Genomic DNA, 20,834 nt, shown 5'->3' on the forward strand with positions numbered 1-20,834 from the left:
ATGCGCTCAGCCGTGTTACTCCCGTGTAATTGCTCAGCGGTCGAGTCCCACCAGTGCGTAGGTCTGTGTCGCGATCTCCAGTTCCTCGTCGGTCGGCACCACGGCGACGGCCACCCGTGCGCGCCCGGGCGAGATCAGCCGCGGCCGATCGTCCCGTACGGCGTTCAGCTCGCCGTCCACCGCCAGGCCCAGCTCCTCCAGGCCCGCGATGGCAGCCTCCCGCACCGGGCTCGCGTTTTCCCCGACTCCCGCTGTGAAGGCGACCGCGTCCACCCGTCCCAGCACCGCGTAATAGGCGCCGATGTACTTCTTCAGGCGGTGAATGTAGATGTCGAAGGCGAGCCGCGCCTCTTCGTCCCCCTCGTCGATCCGCCGCCGGATCTCCCGCATGTCGTTGTCCCCGCACAGACCGAACAGACCGCTCCTCTTGTTGAGAAGAGTGTCGATCTCGTCCATGGACATTCCGCCAACACGTGCCAAATGGAAGATGACCGCCGGGTCCAGGTCGCCCGACCGGGTCCCCATCACGAGCCCCTCCAAAGGCGTCAGCCCCATGGAGGTGTCCACGCACCGGCCCTTCTCGACCGCGGAGGCCGAAGCGCCGTTGCCCAGGTGCAGCACGATCACGTTGACCTCGGACGGGTCCTTGCCCAGCAGCCGCGCGGTCTCCCGGGAGACGTACGCGTGCGAGGTGCCGTGGAAGCCGTACCGCCGGATCCGGTGCCGGTCCGCGATCTTCGGGTCGATCGCGTAGCGCGCCGCGGACTCCGGCATGGTGGTGTGGAACGCCGTGTCGAAGACGGCGATCTGCGGCAGGTCCGGGCGCAGCGCCGTCGCCGTACGGATACCGGTGAGGTTGGCCGGGTTGTGCAGCGGCGCGACCGGGATCAGCCGTTCGATCTCGGTGAGCACCGCGTCGTCGATGACGGTGGGCTCGGTGAAGAACATGCCGCCGTGCACCACCCGGTGCCCGATCGCGGCCAGTTCGGGCGAGTCCAGGCCGAGGCCGTCCCTGGCCAGCTCCTCGGCGACCGCCTTGAGGGCGGCGTCGTGGTCGGCGATCGGGCCGTTCTGCTCCCGGGTGTCGCCGGTGGTGACGCAGGTGTGCTTGAGCCGGGAGGTCTGCTCGCCGATGCGCTCGACCAGCCCCACCGCCAGCCGGCTGCTGTCCCGCATCTCCAGCAGCTGGTACTTCACCGACGAGGAGCCGGAGTTGAGGACGAGGACACGGGTGGGGCTGCTCACAGCTCGGACGCCTTCTCGCTGGGGTTCTGGGCCTGGATCGCCGTGATGGCGACGGTGTTGACGATGTCCTGGACGAGCGCGCCCCGGGACAGGTCGTTGACCGGCTTGCGCAGACCCTGGAGGACCGGGCCGACGGCGATCGCGCCGGCCGAGCGCTGCACGGCCTTGTAGGTGTTGTTGCCGGTGTTGAGGTCGGGGAAGATCAGCACGCTCGCCTGCCCCGCGACCTCGGAGCCCGGCAGCTTGGTGGCCGCGACCGAGGGCTCCACGGCGGCGTCGTACTGGATCGGCCCCTCGATCTTCAGATCGGTCCGGCGCGTGCGGGCCAGCTCGGTCGCCTCGCGCACCTTGTCGACGTCGGCGCCCGAACCGGACGTACCGGTCGAGTACGACAGCATCGCGATCCGCGGCTCCACCCCGAACTGCTGGGCGGTGGCCGCCGACTGGATGGCGATGTCGGCCAGCTGCTCGGCGTTCGGGTCCGGGTTGACCGCGCAGTCCCCGTAGACCAGCACCTTGTCCGCGAGGCACATGAAGAACACGGACGAGACGATCGACGACTCCGGCTTCGCCCTCCCGTCTCCCACCACCGCCCTGCCTGACGCGCTTCGCGCGGCCCCCTTGGTCTTGATGATCTCGAAGGCGGGCCGGATGGTGGCGGCGGTCGAGTGCACGGACCCCGACACCATGCCGTCGGCGAGCCCCTCCTCGACCATCAGCGTGCCGAAGTAGTTGACGTCGGAGACGACGTCGTACGCCAGCTCCACCGTCACGCCCTTGTGGGCGCGCAGCCGGGCGTACTTCTCGGCGAAGGCGTCGCGCAGCTCCGAGGTGGCCGGGTCGATCAGCTGGGCGTCGCCCAGGTCCATGCCGAGATCGGCGGCCTTCTTGCGGATCTGCTCGACCGGCCCGAGCAGCGTCAGGTCGCACACGCCCCGGCGCAGCAGCACCTCGGCCGCGTGCAGCACGCGCTCCTCGGTGCCCTCGGGGAGGACGACCCGCCGCTTCTCGGAACGGGCCTGCTCGAGGAGCTTGTGCTCGAACATCATCGGGGTGAGCCGGTCGCTGCTCGGCGCGGAGACCCGCCTGGCCAGCTCGGCGGTGTCGGCGTACCGCTCGAACAGGCCGAGCGCGGTCTCCGCCTTGCGCGGGGTGGCCGCGTTCAGCTTGCCCTCCAGTGAGAACAGGTGTTCGGCAGTGGGGAAGCTGGTGCCGGCCACGGAGAGCACCGGGGTGCCGGGGGCGAGGCGGGCGGCGAGCGTGAGGATCTCGTCGCTCGGCACCTCGTTGAGGGTGAGCAGGACCCCCGCTATCGGCGGGGTGCCGGCGCTGTGCGCGGCCAGCGAGCCGACGACCAGGTCGGCCCGGTCGCCCGGGGTGACCACCAGACAGCCCGGGGTCAGGGCGGCGAGGAAGTTCGGCAGCATCGCGCCGCCGAAGACGAAGCCCAGCGCGTCCCGGGCCAGCCCCGAGTCGTCCCCGAGCAGCACCTTGGCGCCGAGGGCCTGGCCGATCTGGGCGACCGTCGGGGCGGACAGCGCGGGCTCGTCCGGCACCACGTAGCAGGGCACCGGCAGCCGGGAGTCGAGCCGCTCGGCGATCTCGTCCCGGTCCTCGCGGGCCACCCGGTTGGCGACCATGGCCAGTACGTCGCAGCCCAGCCCCTGATACGCCCGGTAGGCGTTCCGGGTCTCCGCGAGCACGGACTCGGCCGTCTGCTTGCGCCCGCCCACCACCGGGATCACGGACGCGCCGAACTCGTTGGCCAGCCGGGCGTTCATGGACAGCTCGTCCGGGAGCTGGGTGTCGGCGAAGTCGGTGCCGAGGACGAGGACGACGTCGTAGTCCCGGGCGACCAGGTGGAAACGGTCCACGAGGGCGGACACCAGCTCGTCCGTGCCCTGCTCGGCCTGGAGCGCGGACGCCTCGTGGTAGTCCATGCCGTAGACGGTCGCCGGGTCCTGCGCCAGCCGGTAGCGTGCGCGCAGCAGCTCGAACAGACGGTCGGGCCCGTCGTGGACGAGGGGACGGAACACACCGACCCGGTCGACCTGCCGGGTCAGGAGCTCCATGACCCCCAGCTCGACGACCTGGCGGCCGTCGCCGCGATCGATCCCGGTCACGTACACGCTGCGCGTCACGTGCGCACTCCCTCTCCGTCTCGTCGTCCGTCTCGGCGTCCGTCGCGGGGCCGGAAAAATCGCCCACCGAGGTGAGCCAGAACCCCCTTGACAGTACCCCTGGGGCTGGATAAGGCGCCCGTCAGTACCACGTCACCACCGGGGCCGGGACGGGAGCGGCAGTGCCTGTGGGGACATGAAACAATCGGACTGGCTCACCGGTACCCACAGCGAGCAGGAGACACAGCACGATGCGCATCGGAGTTCTCACCGCAGGCGGCGACTGCCCCGGCCTGAACGCAGTGATCCGGTCGGTCGTGCACCGCGCGGTCGCGCAGTACGGCGACGAGGTGATCGGCTTCGAGGACGGCTACCGGGGCCTGCTCGACCGCCACTACCGCACCCTCGACCTGGACGCCGTCAGCGGCATCCTGGCCCGCGGCGGCACCATCCTCGGCTCCTCCCGCCTCGAGCGCGACCGGCTGCGCGAGGCCTGCGACGGGGCTGCCGACATGGTCGAGGAGTTCGGCATCGACGCGCTGATCCCGATCGGCGGCGAGGGCACCCTGACCGCGGCGCGCATGCTGTCCGACGCGGGGCTGCCGGTCGTCGGCGTCCCGAAGACGATCGACAATGACATCTCCTCGACGGACCGCACCTTCGGCTTCGACACGGCGGTGGGCGTCGCCACCGAGGCGATGGACCGGCTGAAGACCACCGCCGAGTCCCACCAGCGCGTCATGGTCGTCGAGGTCATGGGCCGCCACGCGGGCTGGATCGCCCTGGAGTCCGGCATGGCCGCCGGCGCCCACGGCATCTGCCTGCCCGAGCGCCCCTTCGACCCCGCCGACCTGGTCAAGATGGTCGAGGAGCGGTTCGCCCGCGGCAAGAAGTTCGCGGTCGTCTGCGTCGCCGAGGGCGCCCACCCCGCAGAGGGCACCATGGACTACAGCAAGGGCGAGATCGACCAGTTCGGCCACGAGCGCTTCCAGGGCATCGGCGCCGCCCTGGCGTACGAGCTGGAGCGCCGGCTCGGCAAGGAGGCCAAGCCGGTCATCCTCGGCCACATCCAGCGCGGCGGTGTCCCGACCGCGTACGACCGTGTCCTCGCCACCCGCTTCGGCTGGCACGCGGTGGAGGCCGCGCACCGCGGCGAGTTCGGCAGGATGACCGCGCTGCGCGGCACCGACATCGTGATGGTGCCGCTCGCGGAGGCGGTGACCGAGCTGAAGACGGTCCCGAAGGACCGCATGGACGAGGCGGAGTCGGTCTTCTAGGGGGTCGGACTGCGCGACCAGCCACGACGGCGCCGCAGTCGAACGACGGCGCATCACGGCACACCACGGCACGTCCAGCGGAGTGCTCAGGCGGTCTGCCGCCGGATCGCCGTCCAGAAGTGTTCGACGATCCGCTCGACGAAGTCCTGCCCGCCGGCGCCCGCGTCGTCGCCGCCCCAGTTGAGCGTGACCGCCGTCAGCCCCTGGTACCCCCGGTGCAGCTCCTTGAGTGCCACCTCAAGGAGCCGCCGGTCCAGCGGTACCAGGCGGGCCACCGGGCGGACGTAGGCCTGCCAGCGGGTGGTGACCGCGTTGCGGAGCAGCTCGGCCAGTCTGGGGTCGCGTCCCGTCACGGTGACGAAGTCGGGCAGCGACAGTTCCAGCAGGTCGGCGAGGACGGCCGACTGCCGGTCCGTGCCGCGCCATTCGTCGTTCTCCTCCATCCGCAGGTACGCGAGGAACTCCAGCCCGACGGCGAGGGCCACGTCCTCCGCGGCCAGCCGCCGGGCGATCCGGTGCTCCCGCAGCGTCCGCGGCCTGCCGATGAGCTCACCCGGCGAACACCACAGCACGGCCGCGAGCGCGGTGAGCTCGGCGTCGCTGGGCGAGGTGACCCCGCGCTCCCAGGCGACGACGAGGTCGGGGGAGACGTACGGCAGCCCGTACGAGGCGCGCATACCGTAGGCGACATGCTCGGGTCCCATGCCGAGGGCGGTACGGAGTCGTCGGGCGGCGGGGGCGTCGAAGGGGGGTCCTGGCTGATCCGGTCGAACTGAGGGCGGTCGGCGCACGCGGCTCAAACTAGGGGCCGGGAGTGGCGGATGACTACGGATTGTTCGGCCAGGATTACAGATCGTAGGAATATACGGTTCCAGCCGGGGGTGAGGTGGCTGGAACCCTGCGTTCCGGGGACGGGTGGCCGGAATGGCAAGGTGGCGCGGCATATGCGGCTGCGGGGCGCGGGCCGGGCGGCGGGGCGGGCGGGGCGCAGCGCGGGCGCGAGGGCGGTCCGGGGCGGCGAAAACCACGGCTCGATCCGTACCCTCCCCCCTTTGATTCCCAGGGGACTTACTTCCCCTGGGGCCCGGCCTCACGGTCTGCGCTGCTCCACCCCGCTCACCCACCGGTAGACCAACTCCGGTCTCCCCACCTGCCCGTACACCGGCTTCCGCTCCGCCCGAGCCCCCTCCACCAGGTGCTCCAGATATCGCCGGGCGGTGATCCGGGATATCCCCACGGCCTCCGCGACGCCCGCCGCCGTGAGCCCTTCGGGGGCCTCGCGCAGGGCGCCGGTGACGCGTTCCAGGGTCGGGCCGCTCAGGCCCTTGGGGAGGGCCGCGGGGCCCGGGGCGCGCAGGGCGCCCAGTGCCCGGTCCACCTCGTCCTGGCCGCTCGCCTCGCCGGCCGCGGCGCGGAACTCGGCGTACCGGATCAGCCGGTCCCGCAGGGTGGCGAAGGTGAACGGCTTCAGGACGTACTGGACGACCCCGAGCGAGACCCCCTCCCGCACCACCGCCAGATCCCGCGCCGACGTCACCGCGATCACATCGGCGTGATGCCCGGCCGCGCGCAGCGACCGGGCGAGCTGGAGCCCGTGCACATCCGGCAGGTGCAGGTCGAGCAACAGCAGATCGACCGGCGTGCGGTCCAGCATCCGCCGCGCCTCCGCCCCGGTGTGCGCCTTGCCGACGGCCGTGAAACCCGGCACGCGGCCGACGTACATGACGTGCGCGTCCGCCGCCACGGGATCGTCCTCCACCACCAGCACGCGGATGTGCCGCTCGTTCGTCATGCGTCGCCTCCAGACACCGGGGACGTCCCGACCGCCGTACGCAACGGCAGCCGTACCTCGAACTGGGCCCCGCCGCCGTCGGCCTCCGCCACGGACAGGGTCCCGTGCAGCCGGTGCACGGCCTGCCGCACCAGCGCCAGGCCGAGCCCCCGCCCGCCCGGCCCCGCCGGCTTGGTGGAGAACCCCCGCTGGAACACCAGGTCGGCGAGGGCGGGATCCACACCGGTCCCGGTGTCCGCGACCCGCAGCACCAGGGTCCGCGCGGGCTCGTCGGTGTCCTTGGTGTCGTCCGTGTCGTCCGTGTCGTCCGTGTCGTCGGTGGATGCCGTGACCGTCACCCGGGCCCTGGTGCTGCCCAGCGCCGCGTCCACCGCGTTGTCGATCAGGTTGCCGAGGATGGTGACCAGGTCCCGTGCCGAGAGGTCGTCCGGGAGCACCCCGTCGTCCAGCCGGCTCTCCGGCGACACCAGGAGTTCCACGCCCCGCTCGTTCGCCTGTGCCGTCTTGCCCAGCAGCAGCGCGGCCAGCACCGGCTCGCTCACCGCCGCCACCACCTGGTCGGTCAGCGCCTGCGCGAGTTCCAGTTCCGCCGTCGCGAAGTCGACCGCCTCCTCCGCACGGCCCAGTTCGATCAGGGAGACCACCGTGTGGAGGCGGTTCGCGGCCTCGTGGGCCTGCGAGCGGAGCGCCTGCGTGAAACCGCGCTCGGAGTCCAACTCGCCCATCAGTGACTGGAGTTCGGTGACATCGCGCAGGGTGACCACCGTGCCCCGGCGCTCCCCGCCCGACACCGGTGAGGTGTTCACCACCAGCACCCGGTCGGCCGTCAGGTGTACCTCGTCCACCCTCGGCTCCGACGCCAGCAGCGCGCCGGTCAGCGGCACGGGCAGGCCGAGGTCGGCGACCGACCGGCCCACCACCTCGCGCTCCGGGCCCACCCCGAGCAGCTCCCGCCCGCCGTCGTTGATCAGCGCCACCCGGTACTGCCCGTCCAGCATGAGCAGCCCCTCCCGCACCGCGTGCAGCGCGGCCTGGTGGTAGTCGTGCACATGGCTGAGCTCCGTCGCGTTCATGCCGTGAGTGTGACGGCGCAGCCGGGCGTTGACGACGTACGTGCCGACCGCGCCCAGCAGCAGTGCGCCGGCGGCGACGCCGAACAGGGCCGTGACCTGCTCCTGGACACGGCGGCTGATCGCCTCGACCCGGATGCCGGCACTCACCAGGCCGATGGCGTGGCCGTTCTCCATCACCGGGGTGACCGTGCGGACGGAGGCGCCGAGGGTGCCGGTGAAGGTCTCGGAGCGGGTGCGGCCCTGCTGGGCGTCCTCGATGTGGCCCAGGTAGCGCTTGCCGATCTGCTTCTCGTCGGGGTGGGTCCAGCGGATCCCGTCCGGAGTCATGATCGTGACGAAGTCGACCCCGGTGTCGCGCGTGACCTTGAGGGCGTACGGCTGGAGGTGCGCCGAGGGGTCCGGCGTGTGGATCGCGGCCCGTACGGAAGGCGTGTCCGCGATCGAGCGGGCCACGGCCGTCGCCTGGCGGGTCGCCGCCTCCTCGGCCTGCCGCTGGTCGCTGACGTAGCTGAACAGTGCGTATCCGGCCACGACCACCGCTATGAGCACGGCCTGCATGGCGAAGAGCTGGCCGGCCAGGCTGCGGGGCCTCGGGATGGCTGGAACTCGCATGTCGTCAGTGTGCCCCTGAGTTAAGTGTGAACTAAATGAACGGAAGGGTGACCGCCCTCACAGAGCGGGAGATAGTCACTGGCATTCCCCATAACGCCCGGACGTGAGCCGCACGCCGGTGTTAGCCGACGAAGACGTCAAGGAGGGCAGCCGTGGCCGCCAGCACTCCCCGTACGGCACCTGCCGCACCCGCCGCGAAGCGGGACCGCACTCATTACCTGTACATAGCCGTGATCGTCGCGGTGGCGCTCGGTATCGCGGTGGGCCTGATCTGGCCCGACGCGGGGGTCCAGCTCAAGCCACTCGGCACGGGCTTCGTGAACCTGATCAAGATGATGATCTCGCCGATCATCTTCTGCACCATCGTGCTCGGGATCGGCTCGGTCCGGAAGGCCGCGAAGGTCGGTGCCGTCGGCGGTATCGCGCTCGGCTACTTCATGGTGATGTCGCTCGTCGCGCTGGGCATCGGTCTGGTCGTCGGCAACATCCTGCACCCCGGTGACGGGCTGCACCTCACCGCCGCGATCAAGGCGTCCGGGCACGGCCAGGTCTCCGCGGACGCGCTGCCCCCGGTCGACTTCGTGCTGTCGATCATTCCCGTGAGCTTCCTCGCCGCCTTCACCGGCGACCAGGTGCTGCAGACCCTGCTGATCGCCCTGCTCACCGGGTTCGCGCTGCAGGCCATGGGCTCGGCGGGCCAGCCGGTGCTCCGCGGTCTCGAGCACATCCAGCGGCTCGTCTTCCGCATCCTCGCCATGGTGATGTGGGCCGCCCCGATCGGTGCCTTCGGCGCCATCGCCGCGGTCGTCGGCTCGGCCGGTCTGGACGCGCTGAAGAGCCTCGCCGTGCTGATGCTCGGCTTCTACGTGACCTGTTTCCTGTTCGTCTTCGTCGTGCTCGGTGCGCTGCTGCGGGCCATCACCGGCCTGAACATCTTCTCGCTGTTCAAGTACCTGGGCCGCGAGTTCCTGCTGATCCTGTCCACCTCCTCCTCCGAGTCCGCGCTGCCGCGGCTGATCGCGAAGATGGAGCACCTGGGCGTCAGCAAGCCGGTGGTCGGCATCACCGTCCCGACCGGCTACTCCTTCAACCTCGACGGCACGATGATCTACATGACCATGGCGTCGCTCTACATCGCGGACGCCCTGGGCACGCCGATGTCCGTCGGCGAGCAGATCCCGCTGCTGCTGTTCCTGCTGCTCGCCTCCAAGGGCGCGGCGGGCGTCAGCGGCGCCGGTCTGGCCACGCTGGCCGGCGGCCTCCAGTCGCACAAGCCCGCGCTGGTCGACGGCGTCGGCCTGATCGTCGGCATCGACCGCTTCATGAGCGAGGCCCGCGCCCTGACGAACTTCGCCGGCAACGCCGTCGCCACCGTCCTGATCGGCACCTGGACGAAGGAGATCGACCGGGACCGCGTCCGGCAGGTGCTCGCCGGAGAGCTGCCGTTCGACGAGACGACCCTGCTCGACGAGAACCAGGTTCCCCCGGTCGCGGATGTGCCGGAGCAGCGCGAGGGCGGCGAGAAGGAACTCGCCAAGGCCTGAGCCCCGCCCCCGTACCCCGCCCCCATACCCCGGGCGCCCGGCCCCGCCTGAACCCGGGCCGGGCGCCCGGACCAACCGTCTCCGGGCGGCTGATACTCCCCCGTAAGCTCAGCCGCCCGGAGACATCTCTTTTGTGGGCTGCTTCTCGCGAGCTACTCGCTCAGCTTCGCCACCAGTGCGGTGGCGGTGGAGGCGGGCACGCCCGCCGCGTTCAGGACACTGACCGCGGCGGAGCGGCCCGCCTCCTGTGCTGTCAGGAGGCCGTCGTTCACCGCCTCGGTCACCGCGAACAGCATCTGTTCGTGCACGTAGGCCAGCGCCGCCGCGGGCAGCGGTGAGCTGAAGGTGCCCTCGTCCAGGCCGCGCTGGAGCAGTTCGGCGCAGGACTCGCGGACCGGGGCGAGGCGGTCGCGGATGCCCTGCACGGTGACCGTGCGCTGGGCCAGCGCGACCAGCAGACGGTAGCGGTCGGCGATCTCCCAGACGGCGAGCACGGACCGGGCCACCGCCTCCGCCGGGTCGTCGACTCCCTCCCGGCCCGCCGCGTGGGCGGCCGCCAGCGACTGGACCGCGCCGTCGACGAGCGTGCCGATCAGCGCCTCGCGGCTCGGGAAATGCCCGTACACCGTCCGCCGTACGACCCCCGCGGCACGCGCGATCTGGTCCATGGAGGCGTCGGGGTCGCGCAGCAGCTCGGCGAGGGCGACGTCGAGGATGCGGCGCCGGTTGGCGTCGGCGCGGCTGGTGTTACCCGTGGTCATGGCAGCCATTCTGCCCTCCCCTCGCAGAGTTGCACAGCGTTGTGCAACAGCGTACATTGCACATGGTTGTGCAATTGCACGCTGCTGTGCAAGTCCCGTGCTGTGAGGAAGGCGACCCCTGCCCATGCGACTCGTCATGACCGAACCGGTCGAAAGGATGGACCGGCCCTACGCCCGGCGCTGGTGGGCGCTGCTCGTGCTCTGCCTGAGCCTGCTGATCATCGTCATGGCCAACACCGCCCTCACGGTCGCGGCACCGGACATGACCAGCGACCTCGGCCTGTCCGGCGCCGACCTCCAGTGGGTGATCGACGGCTACACCGTCCCGTACGCCGCGCTGATGCTGCTGCTCGGCGCGATCGGCGACAAGTACAGCCGCCGGGGCGCGCTCCTCCTCGGCCTCGTCGTGTTCGGCGGCGGCGCCGTCTCCGGCTACCTCGCCGACAGTGCCACGGCCGTCATCGCCGCCCGTGCCGTGATGGGCGTCGGCGCCGCGCTGATCATGCCCGCCACCCTCTCCCTGCTCGCCGCGACCTTCCCGCGCGCCGAACGGGCCAAGGCCATCACGCTGTGGACCGCGACGGCCGGGCTCGCCATCGCCGCCGGGCCGGTGGTCGCGGGCGCGCTGCTGAAGGACCACGGCTGGTCGTCCACGTTCCTGATCAACGTGCCGATCGCCGCCGTCGCGATCGTCGGCGCCCTCGTCCTCGTACCGCCGTCCAAGGCCGGTCATCACGGCCGGATCGACTACGTCGGCGGACTGCTCTCGGTGATCTGGACCGGCTCGCTGATCTACATGATCATCGAGGGCCCGCACTTCGGCTGGGGCGTCAAGGCCGTGACGGCCGCGGTCGTCGCCGGCGTGGGCCTGCTCGCCTTCGTCGCCTGGGAGCTTCGCCACCCCCGCCCGATCCTCGACGTACGCCGCTTCGCGCACCGCCGGTTCGCGGGCTCCAACCTCGCCGTGGCCCTCTTCTTCCTGGCCGTCTTCGGCGCCTTCTACTACCTGACCCAGCACCTTCAGTTCGTCCTCGGCTACGACGCCCTCGGCACCGGCGTCCGCATGCTGCCGCTCGCCGGCGCCGTGTTCGCCGGCTCGGCGCTCACCGGCTGGCTGACCCCGCGCGTCGGCATGAAGTGGACGGTCACCGCGGGCATGATCGGCGGCACCACCGCCCTGGCCCTGCTGACCCGGGTGGACGCGTCCTCGACGTACGGCGACTTCGTCGCACCCCTGATCATCCTCGGCCTGGCCATCGGCCTCGCCCTCTCGCCCTGCACCGACGCGATCATGGGCGCCTTCCCGGAGTCGGAACTGGGCGTCGGCGGCGCGGTGAACGACACCTCGCTCGAACTCGGCGGCTCGCTCGGCATCGCGATCCTCGGCTCCCTGCTGTCCACGTCGTACGGCGACCACCTCACCGACGCCACGGCCAGGAGCAAGCTCCCGGCGAGCGCCCTGGACACCGCGCAGGACTCGGTCGGCGCCGGGTACGCGGTCGCGCAGGGCATCGGGGACAAGGCCCGGCAGGTCGCGGCCCAGGCCGCGCAGGCGGGCGACCCGCAGCAGGCCGCTCAGCTGAAGCAGCAGGCCGCCCAGCTCGCCTCCGGGGCACGGGGGATGGCCGACGCGGTCGGGTCCTCGTTCTCCGACGCCGTCGCCCACACCAGCCTGGTCGGCGCGGTGATCCTGGGCGTCGGCACGGTGCTGGTGGCGGTGCTGCTGCCGCGCCGGGAGGCCCCGGCGGTGGAGGAGGAGCCCGCGGAGGAGCGGGAACCGGTCGCGGGAGGGGCGCGCTGACCGGGCCCTCCTGACCCGCTGTCGGCCGCATCCACTAACGTGCCGTTTCCGGAGTGACCGGAACGGCACGTTCGTGTGTGCGTCGACCGCGCACACGGGTATGGAGGCACGGGGGAATGAACATCGACTGGGACCGGCGGACCTGCGCCCGCAAGGGCCATGTGACGTACGCGCCGGACGACCCGCGGCTGCGGGTGCGGCTGCACGCGCAGACCGCCCTGGGGGACGTCTGGCGCTGTCTGCGCTGCGGCGACTTCGTGCTCGGCGAGCCGCACGGCACGGGACCGGCCGCCGACGCCCCGCTGGTACCGCGCGGAAAGGTCCTGCGGGACCTGTTCATCCTCCGCTTCCTGGCGATCGAGCGCGCCGTGCGCGGGGTGTTCATCGTGCTGGTCGCGGTGGCGGTGTGGAGGTTCAGCAACAGCCAGGACGCCGTACGCCGCCTCTTCAACGAGAACCTGGACGTCTTCCGCCCGGTCTTCCGACACTTCCACTACGACCTCGACCACTCCCCGGTCGTCGGCTCCATCCAGAAGGCCTTCGGCTACAAGCACTCCACCCTGCTCCTGGTCGCGGCCCTGCTGCTGGCCTACGCCCTGATCGAACTCGTCGAGGCGGTCGGCCTCTGGTACGCCAAGCGCTGGGCGGAGTACCTGACGGTGGTCGCCACGGCCGCCTTCCTCCCCCTGGAGATCTACGAACTCACCGAGAAGGTCAGCTATCTGAAGATCGCCACCCTCGTCCTCAACATCCTCGCCGTCCTCTACATCGCCCTCGCCAAGCGCCTGTTCGGCCTCCGCGGCGGCCGGAAGGCCTTCGACGAGGAGCGGCACAGCGCGTCGCTGATGGAGGTGGAGGAGTCGGCGGGGGTGCTCTGAGACGGGCTTGCGTTGACGTCGGCGTCAAGGCCTACGGTCGCAGGTATGCGAATCGGCGAACTGGCCGCACGGGCCGGGACCACCACGCGCACGCTGCGGTACTACGAGTCGCGCGGGCTGCTGCCCGCGCGCCGCGACGACCTCGGGCACCGCACGTATGACGAGCACGACCTGCGGCTGCTCACGCAGATCCGGACGCTGCAGGACTTCGGGTTCGACCTGGAGGAGACACGCCCGTTCGTGGAGTGTCTCAGGGCCGGTCACCCGGAGGGCGACTCGTGCCCGGCGTCGCTGGCGGTCTACCGGCGCAAGCTGGCCGAGCTCGACGCGATCCTCGGCGAGCTGACGGCGGTCCGGGCGAAGGTCGCCGGGCAGTTGACGCGGGCCGAGCGGGCCATGGGCGAGCTGGCCGCCGAGGCGCTGGTTCCGGGGGGTCCGGAACCCGGGTGTGAACTGGGAGGGCGGATACGGTGACCAAGGTGAGCGGCCTGGACGAGGTGACGGACGCGGATTTCGAGGCGGAGGTGATCGGCGCCGAACTCCCCGTGCTCGTGCAGTTCACGGCCGACTGGTGCGGGCCGTGCCGGCAGCTGGCGCCGGTGCTGAAGGACATCGCCTTCGAGGAGGGTGACCGGCTGCGGATCGTTCAGCTCGACGTCGACCGGAATCCGCGGACCACGATCGCGTATGGCGTGCTGTCGACACCGACCCTGATGGTCTTCCGGGGCGGCGAGCCGGTGAGGTCGATGGTGGGCGCCCGGCCCAAGCGGCGGCTCCTGGAAGAGCTGTCCGACGTGCTGTAACCGGGCCCGGCCCAAGAAGAAATCCCCCGAGCAATTGCGCTCGGGGGATTTCTCTGCGTATATTCAATGGTTCGCGACTTCAATGGGATGAGATCGCGGAGAAGTTCAGTGAGCACAGTATATCCGGGCGGGAGCGGAATTGTCAAACACCGAATTTCCAGACGATGAATTGCGGCATGAGCAGGAATTCATCGATGGACTGTACGCGCGCGTGGACGCCCTTCGCGGCGACGCGGAGGACTCCGTCACGGACGCCCTCGCCCAGGGCGACAAGCCCATGCAGGCCCGGCTGGAGCGGGACATCCTGGTCGCCGAGCGCTCGGGGCTGCTCGCCGCGCTGAACGCGGTGGACGGCTCGCTCTGCTTCGGCCGTATCGACCTGACCTCGGGGGCCAAGCACCACATCGGCCGGATCGGGCTGCGCCGGGACGACGCCGAGCGCACCCCCGTCCTCGTCGACTGGCGGGCCGATGTCGCCCGCCCGTTCTACCTGGCCACCGGCCACACCCCGATGGGCCTGCGCAGGCGCCGGCACATCGGCACCGACGGGCGCCGGGTCACCTCCCTGCACGACGAGATCCTCGACCTGGGGGACCGGGAGAGGACCGGCCACGAGGACCCGACCGGCGACGCCGTGCTGCTGGCCGCGCTGGGCTCCGCCCGCACCGGCCGGATGAGCGACATCGTGCAGACCATCCAGGCCGAGCAGGACGAGATCATCCGGGCCCCGTACCGCGGGGTGATGGTGGTCGAGGGCGGCCCCGGCACCGGCAAGACGGCCGTTGCCCTGCACCGGGCCGCCTACCTCCTCTACGAGTACCGGGAGCTGCTGGCCCGGCGCGCCGTCCTGATCGTCGGCCCGAACCCCGCCTTCCTCGGCTACATCGGCGAGGTGCTGCCCTCCCTCGGCGAGACCGGCGTCCTGCTGGCGACGGTCGGCGAACTGTTCCCCGGCGTCAAGGCGACGGCGGCCGACACACCCGAGGCGGCCGCCGTGAAGGGCCGCGCCGACATGGCCGACGTGCTCGCCGCCGTCGTACGGGACCGGCAGGCGCTGCCCGACCCGGTGATCGCCATCGAGCACGACCGCGAAGTGCTGATGCTCGACGACGGCCTGGTGAACGTCGCCCGCGAGCGCACCCGCGCCGCCAAGCTGCCGCACAACGTGGCCCGCGAGCACTTCGAGGGGCACATCCTCAACGCGCTCACCGAGCTGTACGCCGAACGCGTGGGCACCGACCCGTACGACGGAAGCAGCCTGCTGGACGCCTCCGACATCACCCAGATCCGCGACGAGCTCGCCGAGAACCCCGAGGTCTGGTCCGCCATCGACCAGCTATGGCCGCGGCTGGCCCCGCGCCGGCTCGTCGCCGACTTCCTCGCCGAGCCCGACGGATACGTGTCCGAGGCCGACGCCGACGCCATCCGGCGCCCGGTGACCCGGGCCTGGACGGTGGCGGACGTACCCCTGCTCGACGAGGCGGCCGAACTCCTCGGCGAGGACGACCGGGTGGCGCGGGCCCGCGCCGAGCGCGAGCGGGAGACCCAGATCGCCTACGCGCAGGGTGTACTGGACGTCTCCTACGCCTCCCGGACGTACGAGTTCGAGGACAAGGAGGACAGCGACCCGGAGTCCTCGGAAGTGCTGTCCGCGCACGACATCATCGACGCCGAGCGGTTCGCCGAGCGGCACGAGGAGGACGACTTCCGCAGCGCCGCCGAGCGCGCGGCGGCCGACCGGACCTGGGCGTTCGGGCACATCATCGTCGACGAGGCGCAGGAGCTGTCCCCGATGGCCTGGCGGCTGCTGATGCGGCGCAGCCCGACCCGCTCGATGACCCTCGTCGGCGACCCGGCGCAGACCGCGGAGGCGGCGGGCGTCGGCTCCTGGGCGGAGATCCTCCAGCCGTACGTCGAGGACCGCTGGGAGCACACCCGCCTCGGCGTCAACTACCGCACCCCGTCCGAGATCATGGACCTCGCGGCGGCCGTGGTCCGAGCCGAGAACCCGGACTTCACCCCGCCGAGCTCCGTCCGCTCGACCGGCGTACGGCCCTGGGTGCGGCACGTCGTGGACGACCTCCCCGGCGCCGTCGAGAAGGCGGTCTCCGAACTGACCCCCACGGAGGGCCGGCTGGCCGTGATCGCCCCCCGCGACCTCCACCGCCGCCTCGCGTCCCGCCTCGACGGCATCACGGCGGGCGCCGAACCCGACCTGACCCACACGGTCGTCCTACTGGACCCGCGCCAGGCCAAGGGCCTCGAATTCGACTCCGTCCTGGTGGTAGAGCCGGCCCGCTACGGCACCAGCGACCTCTACGTCGCCCTGACCCGCGCGACCCAGCGACTCGGCGTGATCCACACCGAGGAACTCCCGAAGCCGTTGGCGGAGGGGCTGGCGGCAGGGCTGGCCGAATGAGCCCCTCCGGCGTTCGCCCAATCAGCCCCTCCGGCGTGTGAGGAGCGGGGTCCGGGGCGGAGCCCCGCGGGGGGTCCTGGGGGCGGAGCCCCCGGCGGGGTGCAGGGGCGGAGCCCCGCGGGGGTTCGGGGGCGGAGCCCCCGCCGGGGTCGAAGGGGCGGAGCCCCTGGGGACGGGAAGGGTAGGGGCGGCGGGGGCGAGAAACCTAGGGCCTGTCTGACAATTCCCGCCTGCCCCGCGACGCCTGGCACGCACGCTCGCCGCGTTGCCGAACCGCCCACGTGGCTCCGCCACGAGGGCGCTCCGGCGCCTTGCGATCGCACGCTCCCCCACGCTCGAACGCGCTCGCGCGGGGGGACCCCCATCGCCGCCGCGGGGCCCGCCCTTCGGGCGGACGACGGGAATTGTCAGACAGGCCCTAGGCCGGCCGCAGCCACACCGTGGCCAGCGGCGGCAGCGTCAGCCGGATACTCGCGGCGCGCCCGTGCCACCCGGTAGCCTCCGGCTTGACCGGGTCGGGATTGCTGACGTCACCGCCCCCGTAACGCGCCGCGTCGGTGTTGAGGACCTCGTGCCAGGCGGGAACGTCCTCGGGAACACCGAGCCGGTAGTCGTGGCGGACGACGGGCGCGAAATGGGACACCGCCAACAGGGGGTTGCCCTCCGCGTCGTACCGGAGGAAGGCGAGGACGTTGTCATCCGCCGCGTCCCCGACGACCCACTGGAACCCGGACGGATCGGTGTCGAGCTGCCACAGCCCCGCCGTGCCGCGGTACACCGCGTTGAGGTCGCGGACCAGATCGCGCACCCCCCGGTGGTCCGACTCGGCGCCGTACGCCGGATCGAGCAGCCACCAGTCGGGCCCGTGCGCCTCCGACCACTCCGCGCCCTGCGCGAACTCCTGCCCCATGAACAGCAGTTGCTTGCCCGGGTGCGCCCACATGAAGCCCAGATAGGCGCGCTGGTTCGCGCGCTGCTGCCACCAGTCGCCCGGCATCTTGGAGACCAGCGACCGCTTCCCGTGCACCACCTCGTCGTGGGAGATGGGCAGGACGTAGTTCTCGCTGTAGGCGTACACCATCGAGAAGGTCATCTCGTGGTGGTGGTACTTGCGGTGCACCGGCTCGTGGCTCATGTACTCCAGCGAGTCGTGCATCCAGCCCATGTTCCACTTCAGCCCGAACCCGAGCCCGCCGAAGCCGCTCGGTCCCTTGTGGTGCGTGGGCCGCGTGACGCCGTCCCAGGCGGTCGACTCCTCGGCGACGGTCACCACGCCCGGGCAGCGCCGGTACACGGTGGCGTTCATCTCCTGGAGGAAGGCCACCGCGTCCAGGTTCTCCCGGCCGCCGTGCTCGTTCGGCGTCCACTGACCGGGCTCGCGCGAGTAGTCGAGGTAGAGCATGGAGGCGACGGCGTCCACGCGCAGCCCGTCGATGTGGAACTCCTCGCACCAGTACACGGCGTTGGCGACCAGGAAGTTGCGCACCTCGCGGCGGCCGAAGTCGAACTCGAGCGTGCCCCAGTCGGGATGCGCCGCACGCAGCGGGTCGGAGTGCTCGTACAGCGGCCGGCCGTCGAACTCCGCCAGCGCCCAGTCGTCGCGCGGGAAGTGCGCGGGCACCCAGTCCATCAGCACGCCGATCCCCGCCTGGTGCAGCCTGTCCACCAGGTGCTTGAAGTCGTCCGGGGTGCCCAGGCGGGCCGTGGGCGCGTAGAAGCCGGTGACCTGGTAACCCCAGGAGCCGCCGAAGGGGTGCTCGGCGACCGGCATCAGCTCGACATGGGTGAAGCCCAGGTCCTTCACATAGGCGGGGAGTTGCTCGGCGAGCTGGCGGTAGGTGAGGCCCGGCCGCCAGGACGGCAGGTGGACCTCGTACACCGAGAACGGCGCCTCGTGCACCGGTGTGTCCGCGCGCCGGGCCAGCCACTCCTCGTCGCCCCACTCGTGGCGTGAGGCCGTCACGATGGACGACGTGGCGGGCGGCACCTCGGTGCGGCGGGCCATCGGGTCGGCGCGCAGGGTACGGGAACCGTCCGGCCGGGTGATCTCGAACTTGTACAGCTCGCCCTCGCCGAGGTCCGGCACGAACAGCTCCCACACCCCGGTGGAGCCGAGCGAACGCATCGGATGGCCGGTGCCGTCGAAGAAGTTGAAGCTCCCCGCCACCCGCACGCCCCGCGCGTTCGGCGCCCACACCGCGAACCGGGTGCCCGTCACCCCCTGGTGGACCGTCGGGTGCGCGCCGAGCGCCTGCCACAGCTGCTCGTGCCGGCCCTCGCCGATCAGATGCAGGTCCAGGTCGCCGAGCGTGGGCAGGAAGCCGTAGGCGTCCGCCGTCTCGTGGACGTTCCCCTCGTACGACACCAGCAGCCGGTACGCCGGGACCTCGCGCAGCGGGAGCAGCCCGGAGAAGAAGCCGTCTCCGTCGTCGTGCAGTTCGGCCCGCAGCTCGCCGGAGACGACGGTGACGGCACGCGCGTACGGGCGGAAGGCACGGAAGGCGACCCCGCCGGGCACCGGGTGCGCGCCCAGCACCCCGTGCGGGTCGTGATGGGTGCCGTGCAGCAGCCGCTCGCGGTCAACGGCGTCGACGGCGGGGGAGACGGCGACCTCCACCTCGGGCGCGGGCGCGGGAGCCGGCACGGAAGCGGGCGCGGCCTCGGCCTCGATCTCCGGCGGCTTGGCCTGCGCGGGCGCCTTCTTCTTGGCGGACTTGTTCTGGCCGGACTTGTTCTTGGCGGACTTGTGCTTGTCGGGCGCTGACTTCTTGGACGTCACGGACTCTCCTGGGCGAGGGTCAGGTCAGGTCGGACGTGGCGAGGCGGTGGACCGCCGAGAGGGGTACGGGGAGCCAGTCGGGTCGGTGCCGGGCCTCGTAGACGACCTCGTAGATCGCCTTGTCCGTCTCGTAGGCGCGCAGCAGTACGGGATCGGTGCGCGGGTCGGTGCCCGCGACCTCGGTGTAACCGGAACAGTAGGCGGCCCGGCAGGCCGTCGCCCAGTCCTGCGCCGCGGGACCGACGGAATGAGCCGCGTAATCGAAGGAGCGGAGCATTCCGGCGATGTCCCGCACCGACGGCTGCGGCATGCGCCGCTCGGCCAGCGGCCGGGCCGGTTCGCCCTCGAAGTCGATCAGCGACCACTGCCCGGACGGCGAGCGCAGGCACTGCCCGAGGTGCAGGTCGCCGTGGATGCGCTGGGCGGTCCAGGTGCTGCCCTCGGCGGCCAGGTCGGCCAGCGCCTCGAAGGCGGAGCGCAGCCCGGTCTCGTACGGCCCGAGCGCGGGCACCGCCTGTACGGCGGCCGTGAGGCGCTCCACCATGCCGTCGACGAGGACCCGCAGCTGGCTGTGGCCCAGGGTGACGGTGGGCAGGGCGCGGGCGAGCGCGGTGTGCACCTCGGCGGTGGCCCGGCCCAGCGCACGGGCTTCGGCGGTGAAGTCCTCGCCCTTGGCGAGCTCGCGCAGCGCCAGCTCCCAGCCGTCGCTCGCGCCCCGCACGAACGGCTGGAGCACGCCCAGGACGTAGGAGTCGCCGTCCAGCTCGGCGTGCAGCCATGCCGTCGGCGCGGGCACCCGGGCGCAGCCCTCCCCGGCCAGGGCGAGGGGTAGCTCCAGGTCGGGGTTGACGCCGGGCACGACCCGGCGCAGCAGCTTGAGGATGAACGTATCTCCATAGACCACCGAGGTGTTGGACTGCTCGGCGGTCATCAGCCGGGCCACGAGCCCTTCGCGGATCTCCTGGCGTGGGTCCCGGTCGAAACGGAGCCCGCCGACGCGGGCCCGGGAGCGCAGTGCCTCCAGGATCACTTCGGCGGGCCGGGTGTCGTACAGGGCGTCGTACACGGTGCGTCCGGCGAGCGGGCCCTGCTCCACGTGTCCGATCAGCGCGGGTGCCAGCCGGGGCGGCAGCGCCTCGCGCACGCCTATGAGGAGCTGGTAGCAGTCGCCGGGGTGGGGCGGGGAGCCCAGCGCGGCCGGCTGGTGGGCCTGGACCAGCAGGTGGTAGAGCCCGAGCCGGGTGTCGGCGGGCAGCAGTTCGGTGGCCGCGACCGGTGTGAAACCGGTGACCGGGCGTCCCTTGCCCGCGAACCAGCGCTGCCTCGGCAGCCATTCGCGCAGCAGTGGATCGAGCGACGCGAGGATCTGGCCGGGACTTGTGGTGGTGCCGGAGGGGGTGACCGTTTCCGCCATGGCGTCACGTCCTTTCCCCGGGTCGTCGGGGCGGTTACTTCTGCGTGCCCCGGGTGGGGCGGCGGAAACCGCCCCACCCGGGCTTCTATGCGCCTTCCTTACGGAGCCGGAACCAGTAGAAGCCGTGGCCCCCCAGGGTCAGCAGGTACGGCAGCTCACCGACCGCCGGGAAGCGGACGCCGCCGAACAGTTCGACGGGGTGCCGTCCGTGGAAGCGGCTGAGGTCGAGCTCGGTGGGCTGTGCGAAGCGGGAGAAGTTGTGCACGCAGAGGACGAGGTCGTCCTCGTGTTCCCGGAGGAAGGCGATGACGGCGGG

General features: G+C 71.6%; 16 protein-coding genes. 7 read left to right on the forward strand and 9 right to left on the reverse strand.

All coding sequences use genetic code 11. The features are described 5' to 3' along the window. Positions 1–33: 33 nt before the first annotated feature. Entirely contained in the window at positions 34–1,245 is a 1,212-nt protein-coding gene (locus tag ACH45E_RS41610) for an acetate kinase (RefSeq protein ID WP_361454397.1), read from the reverse strand. After that, positions 1,242–3,386: a phosphate acetyltransferase gene (gene pta, locus ACH45E_RS41615; RefSeq protein WP_361454394.1), complete on the reverse strand. Its 2,145-nt coding sequence runs from the start codon at positions 3,384–3,386 to the stop codon at positions 1,242–1,244. Before pta ends, ACH45E_RS41610 begins: the two co-directional genes overlap by 4 nt. A 230-nt stretch (positions 3,387–3,616) precedes the next feature. Here pta and ACH45E_RS41620 point away from each other — a divergent pair, with 230 nt between their 5' ends. Further along, positions 3,617–4,642 (forward strand): ATP-dependent 6-phosphofructokinase, encoded by a 1,026-nt coding sequence (locus ACH45E_RS41620; protein ID WP_361454391.1) that lies wholly within the window; start codon positions 3,617–3,619, stop codon positions 4,640–4,642. 86 nt (positions 4,643–4,728) lie between these two features. Here ACH45E_RS41620 and ACH45E_RS41625 read toward each other — a convergent pair whose 3' ends face one another. The 3 genes from ACH45E_RS41625 to ACH45E_RS41635 all read right to left on the reverse strand — a co-directional run bounded on the left by ACH45E_RS41625 (position 4,729) and on the right by ACH45E_RS41635 (position 8,119). Then, positions 4,729–5,346 (reverse strand): helix-turn-helix transcriptional regulator, encoded by a 618-nt coding sequence (locus tag ACH45E_RS41625; protein ID WP_361454388.1) that lies wholly within the window; start codon positions 5,344–5,346, stop codon positions 4,729–4,731. Between the two features lie 386 nt (positions 5,347–5,732). After that, complete coding sequence (locus tag ACH45E_RS41630) at positions 5,733–6,434, reverse strand: response regulator (protein ID WP_361454385.1); 702 nt, start codon at positions 6,432–6,434, stop codon at positions 5,733–5,735. Further along, positions 6,431–8,119, reverse strand: coding sequence for a sensor histidine kinase (locus ACH45E_RS41635; protein ID WP_361454382.1), 1,689 nt, complete (start codon positions 8,117–8,119; stop codon positions 6,431–6,433). The genes ACH45E_RS41630 and ACH45E_RS41635 overlap by 4 nt, the downstream gene beginning before the upstream one ends. Positions 8,120–8,271: 152 nt before the next feature. Between ACH45E_RS41635 and ACH45E_RS41640 the strand changes: the two genes are divergently transcribed. Beyond that, positions 8,272–9,663 (forward strand): cation:dicarboxylate symporter family transporter, encoded by a 1,392-nt coding sequence (locus ACH45E_RS41640; protein ID WP_361454379.1) that lies wholly within the window; start codon positions 8,272–8,274, stop codon positions 9,661–9,663. Positions 9,664–9,815: 152 nt separating this feature from the next. Here the strand turns inward: ACH45E_RS41640 and ACH45E_RS41645 are convergent, their stop codons facing one another. Beyond that, entirely contained in the window at positions 9,816–10,433 is a 618-nt protein-coding gene (locus tag ACH45E_RS41645; RefSeq protein WP_361454376.1) for a TetR/AcrR family transcriptional regulator, read from the reverse strand. Positions 10,434–10,548: 115 nt separating this feature from the next. Between ACH45E_RS41645 and ACH45E_RS41650 the strand changes: the two genes are divergently transcribed. From ACH45E_RS41650 to ACH45E_RS41670, 5 genes are all read left to right on the forward strand, one after another. After that, entirely contained in the window at positions 10,549–12,225 is a 1,677-nt protein-coding gene (locus tag ACH45E_RS41650) for an MFS transporter (protein WP_361454373.1), read from the forward strand. A 116-nt stretch (positions 12,226–12,341) separates the two neighbouring features. After that, complete coding sequence (locus tag ACH45E_RS41655) at positions 12,342–13,103, forward strand: DUF2127 domain-containing protein (protein ID WP_361454370.1); 762 nt, start codon at positions 12,342–12,344, stop codon at positions 13,101–13,103. A gap of 45 nt (positions 13,104–13,148) precedes the next feature. Further along, complete coding sequence (locus ACH45E_RS41660) at positions 13,149–13,577, forward strand: MerR family transcriptional regulator (protein ID WP_361454368.1); 429 nt, start codon at positions 13,149–13,151, stop codon at positions 13,575–13,577. After that, positions 13,574–13,906 carry a thioredoxin domain-containing protein gene (locus ACH45E_RS41665; RefSeq protein WP_361454365.1) on the forward strand — a complete coding sequence of 111 codons (333 nt, stop codon included), beginning with the start codon at positions 13,574–13,576 and terminating at the stop codon, positions 13,904–13,906. Before ACH45E_RS41660 ends, ACH45E_RS41665 begins: the two co-directional genes overlap by 4 nt. Before the next feature lie 169 nt (positions 13,907–14,075). Next, positions 14,076–16,325, forward strand: coding sequence for an ATP-dependent DNA helicase (locus ACH45E_RS41670; RefSeq protein ID WP_361454362.1), 2,250 nt, complete (start codon positions 14,076–14,078; stop codon positions 16,323–16,325). A 418-nt stretch (positions 16,326–16,743) separates the two neighbouring features. On the opposite strand, the gene glgB is transcribed toward ACH45E_RS41670, so the two are convergent. The 3 genes from glgB to ACH45E_RS41685 all read right to left on the reverse strand — a co-directional run. Further along, a complete protein-coding gene (gene glgB, locus ACH45E_RS41675; RefSeq protein ID WP_361454359.1) occupies positions 16,744–19,104 on the reverse strand; it encodes a 1,4-alpha-glucan branching enzyme in 2,361 nt (786 codons plus the stop codon). 19 nt (positions 19,105–19,123) lie between these two features. Next, a complete protein-coding gene (locus ACH45E_RS41680) occupies positions 19,124–20,518 on the reverse strand; it encodes a maltokinase (protein WP_361454356.1) in 1,395 nt (464 codons plus the stop codon). Between the two features lie 85 nt (positions 20,519–20,603). Further along, positions 20,604–20,834, reverse strand: a 231-nt coding sequence (locus ACH45E_RS41685; RefSeq protein WP_361454353.1) for an alpha-glucosidase C-terminal domain-containing protein, incomplete at its 5' end; no start/stop codon positions are given.

Origin of the sequence: Streptomyces sp. NPDC020299 (genome assembly GCF_044387825.1) — a bacterium.
In the GTDB taxonomy this organism is placed as follows: Bacteria; Actinomycetota; Actinomycetes; order Streptomycetales; family Streptomycetaceae; genus Streptomyces.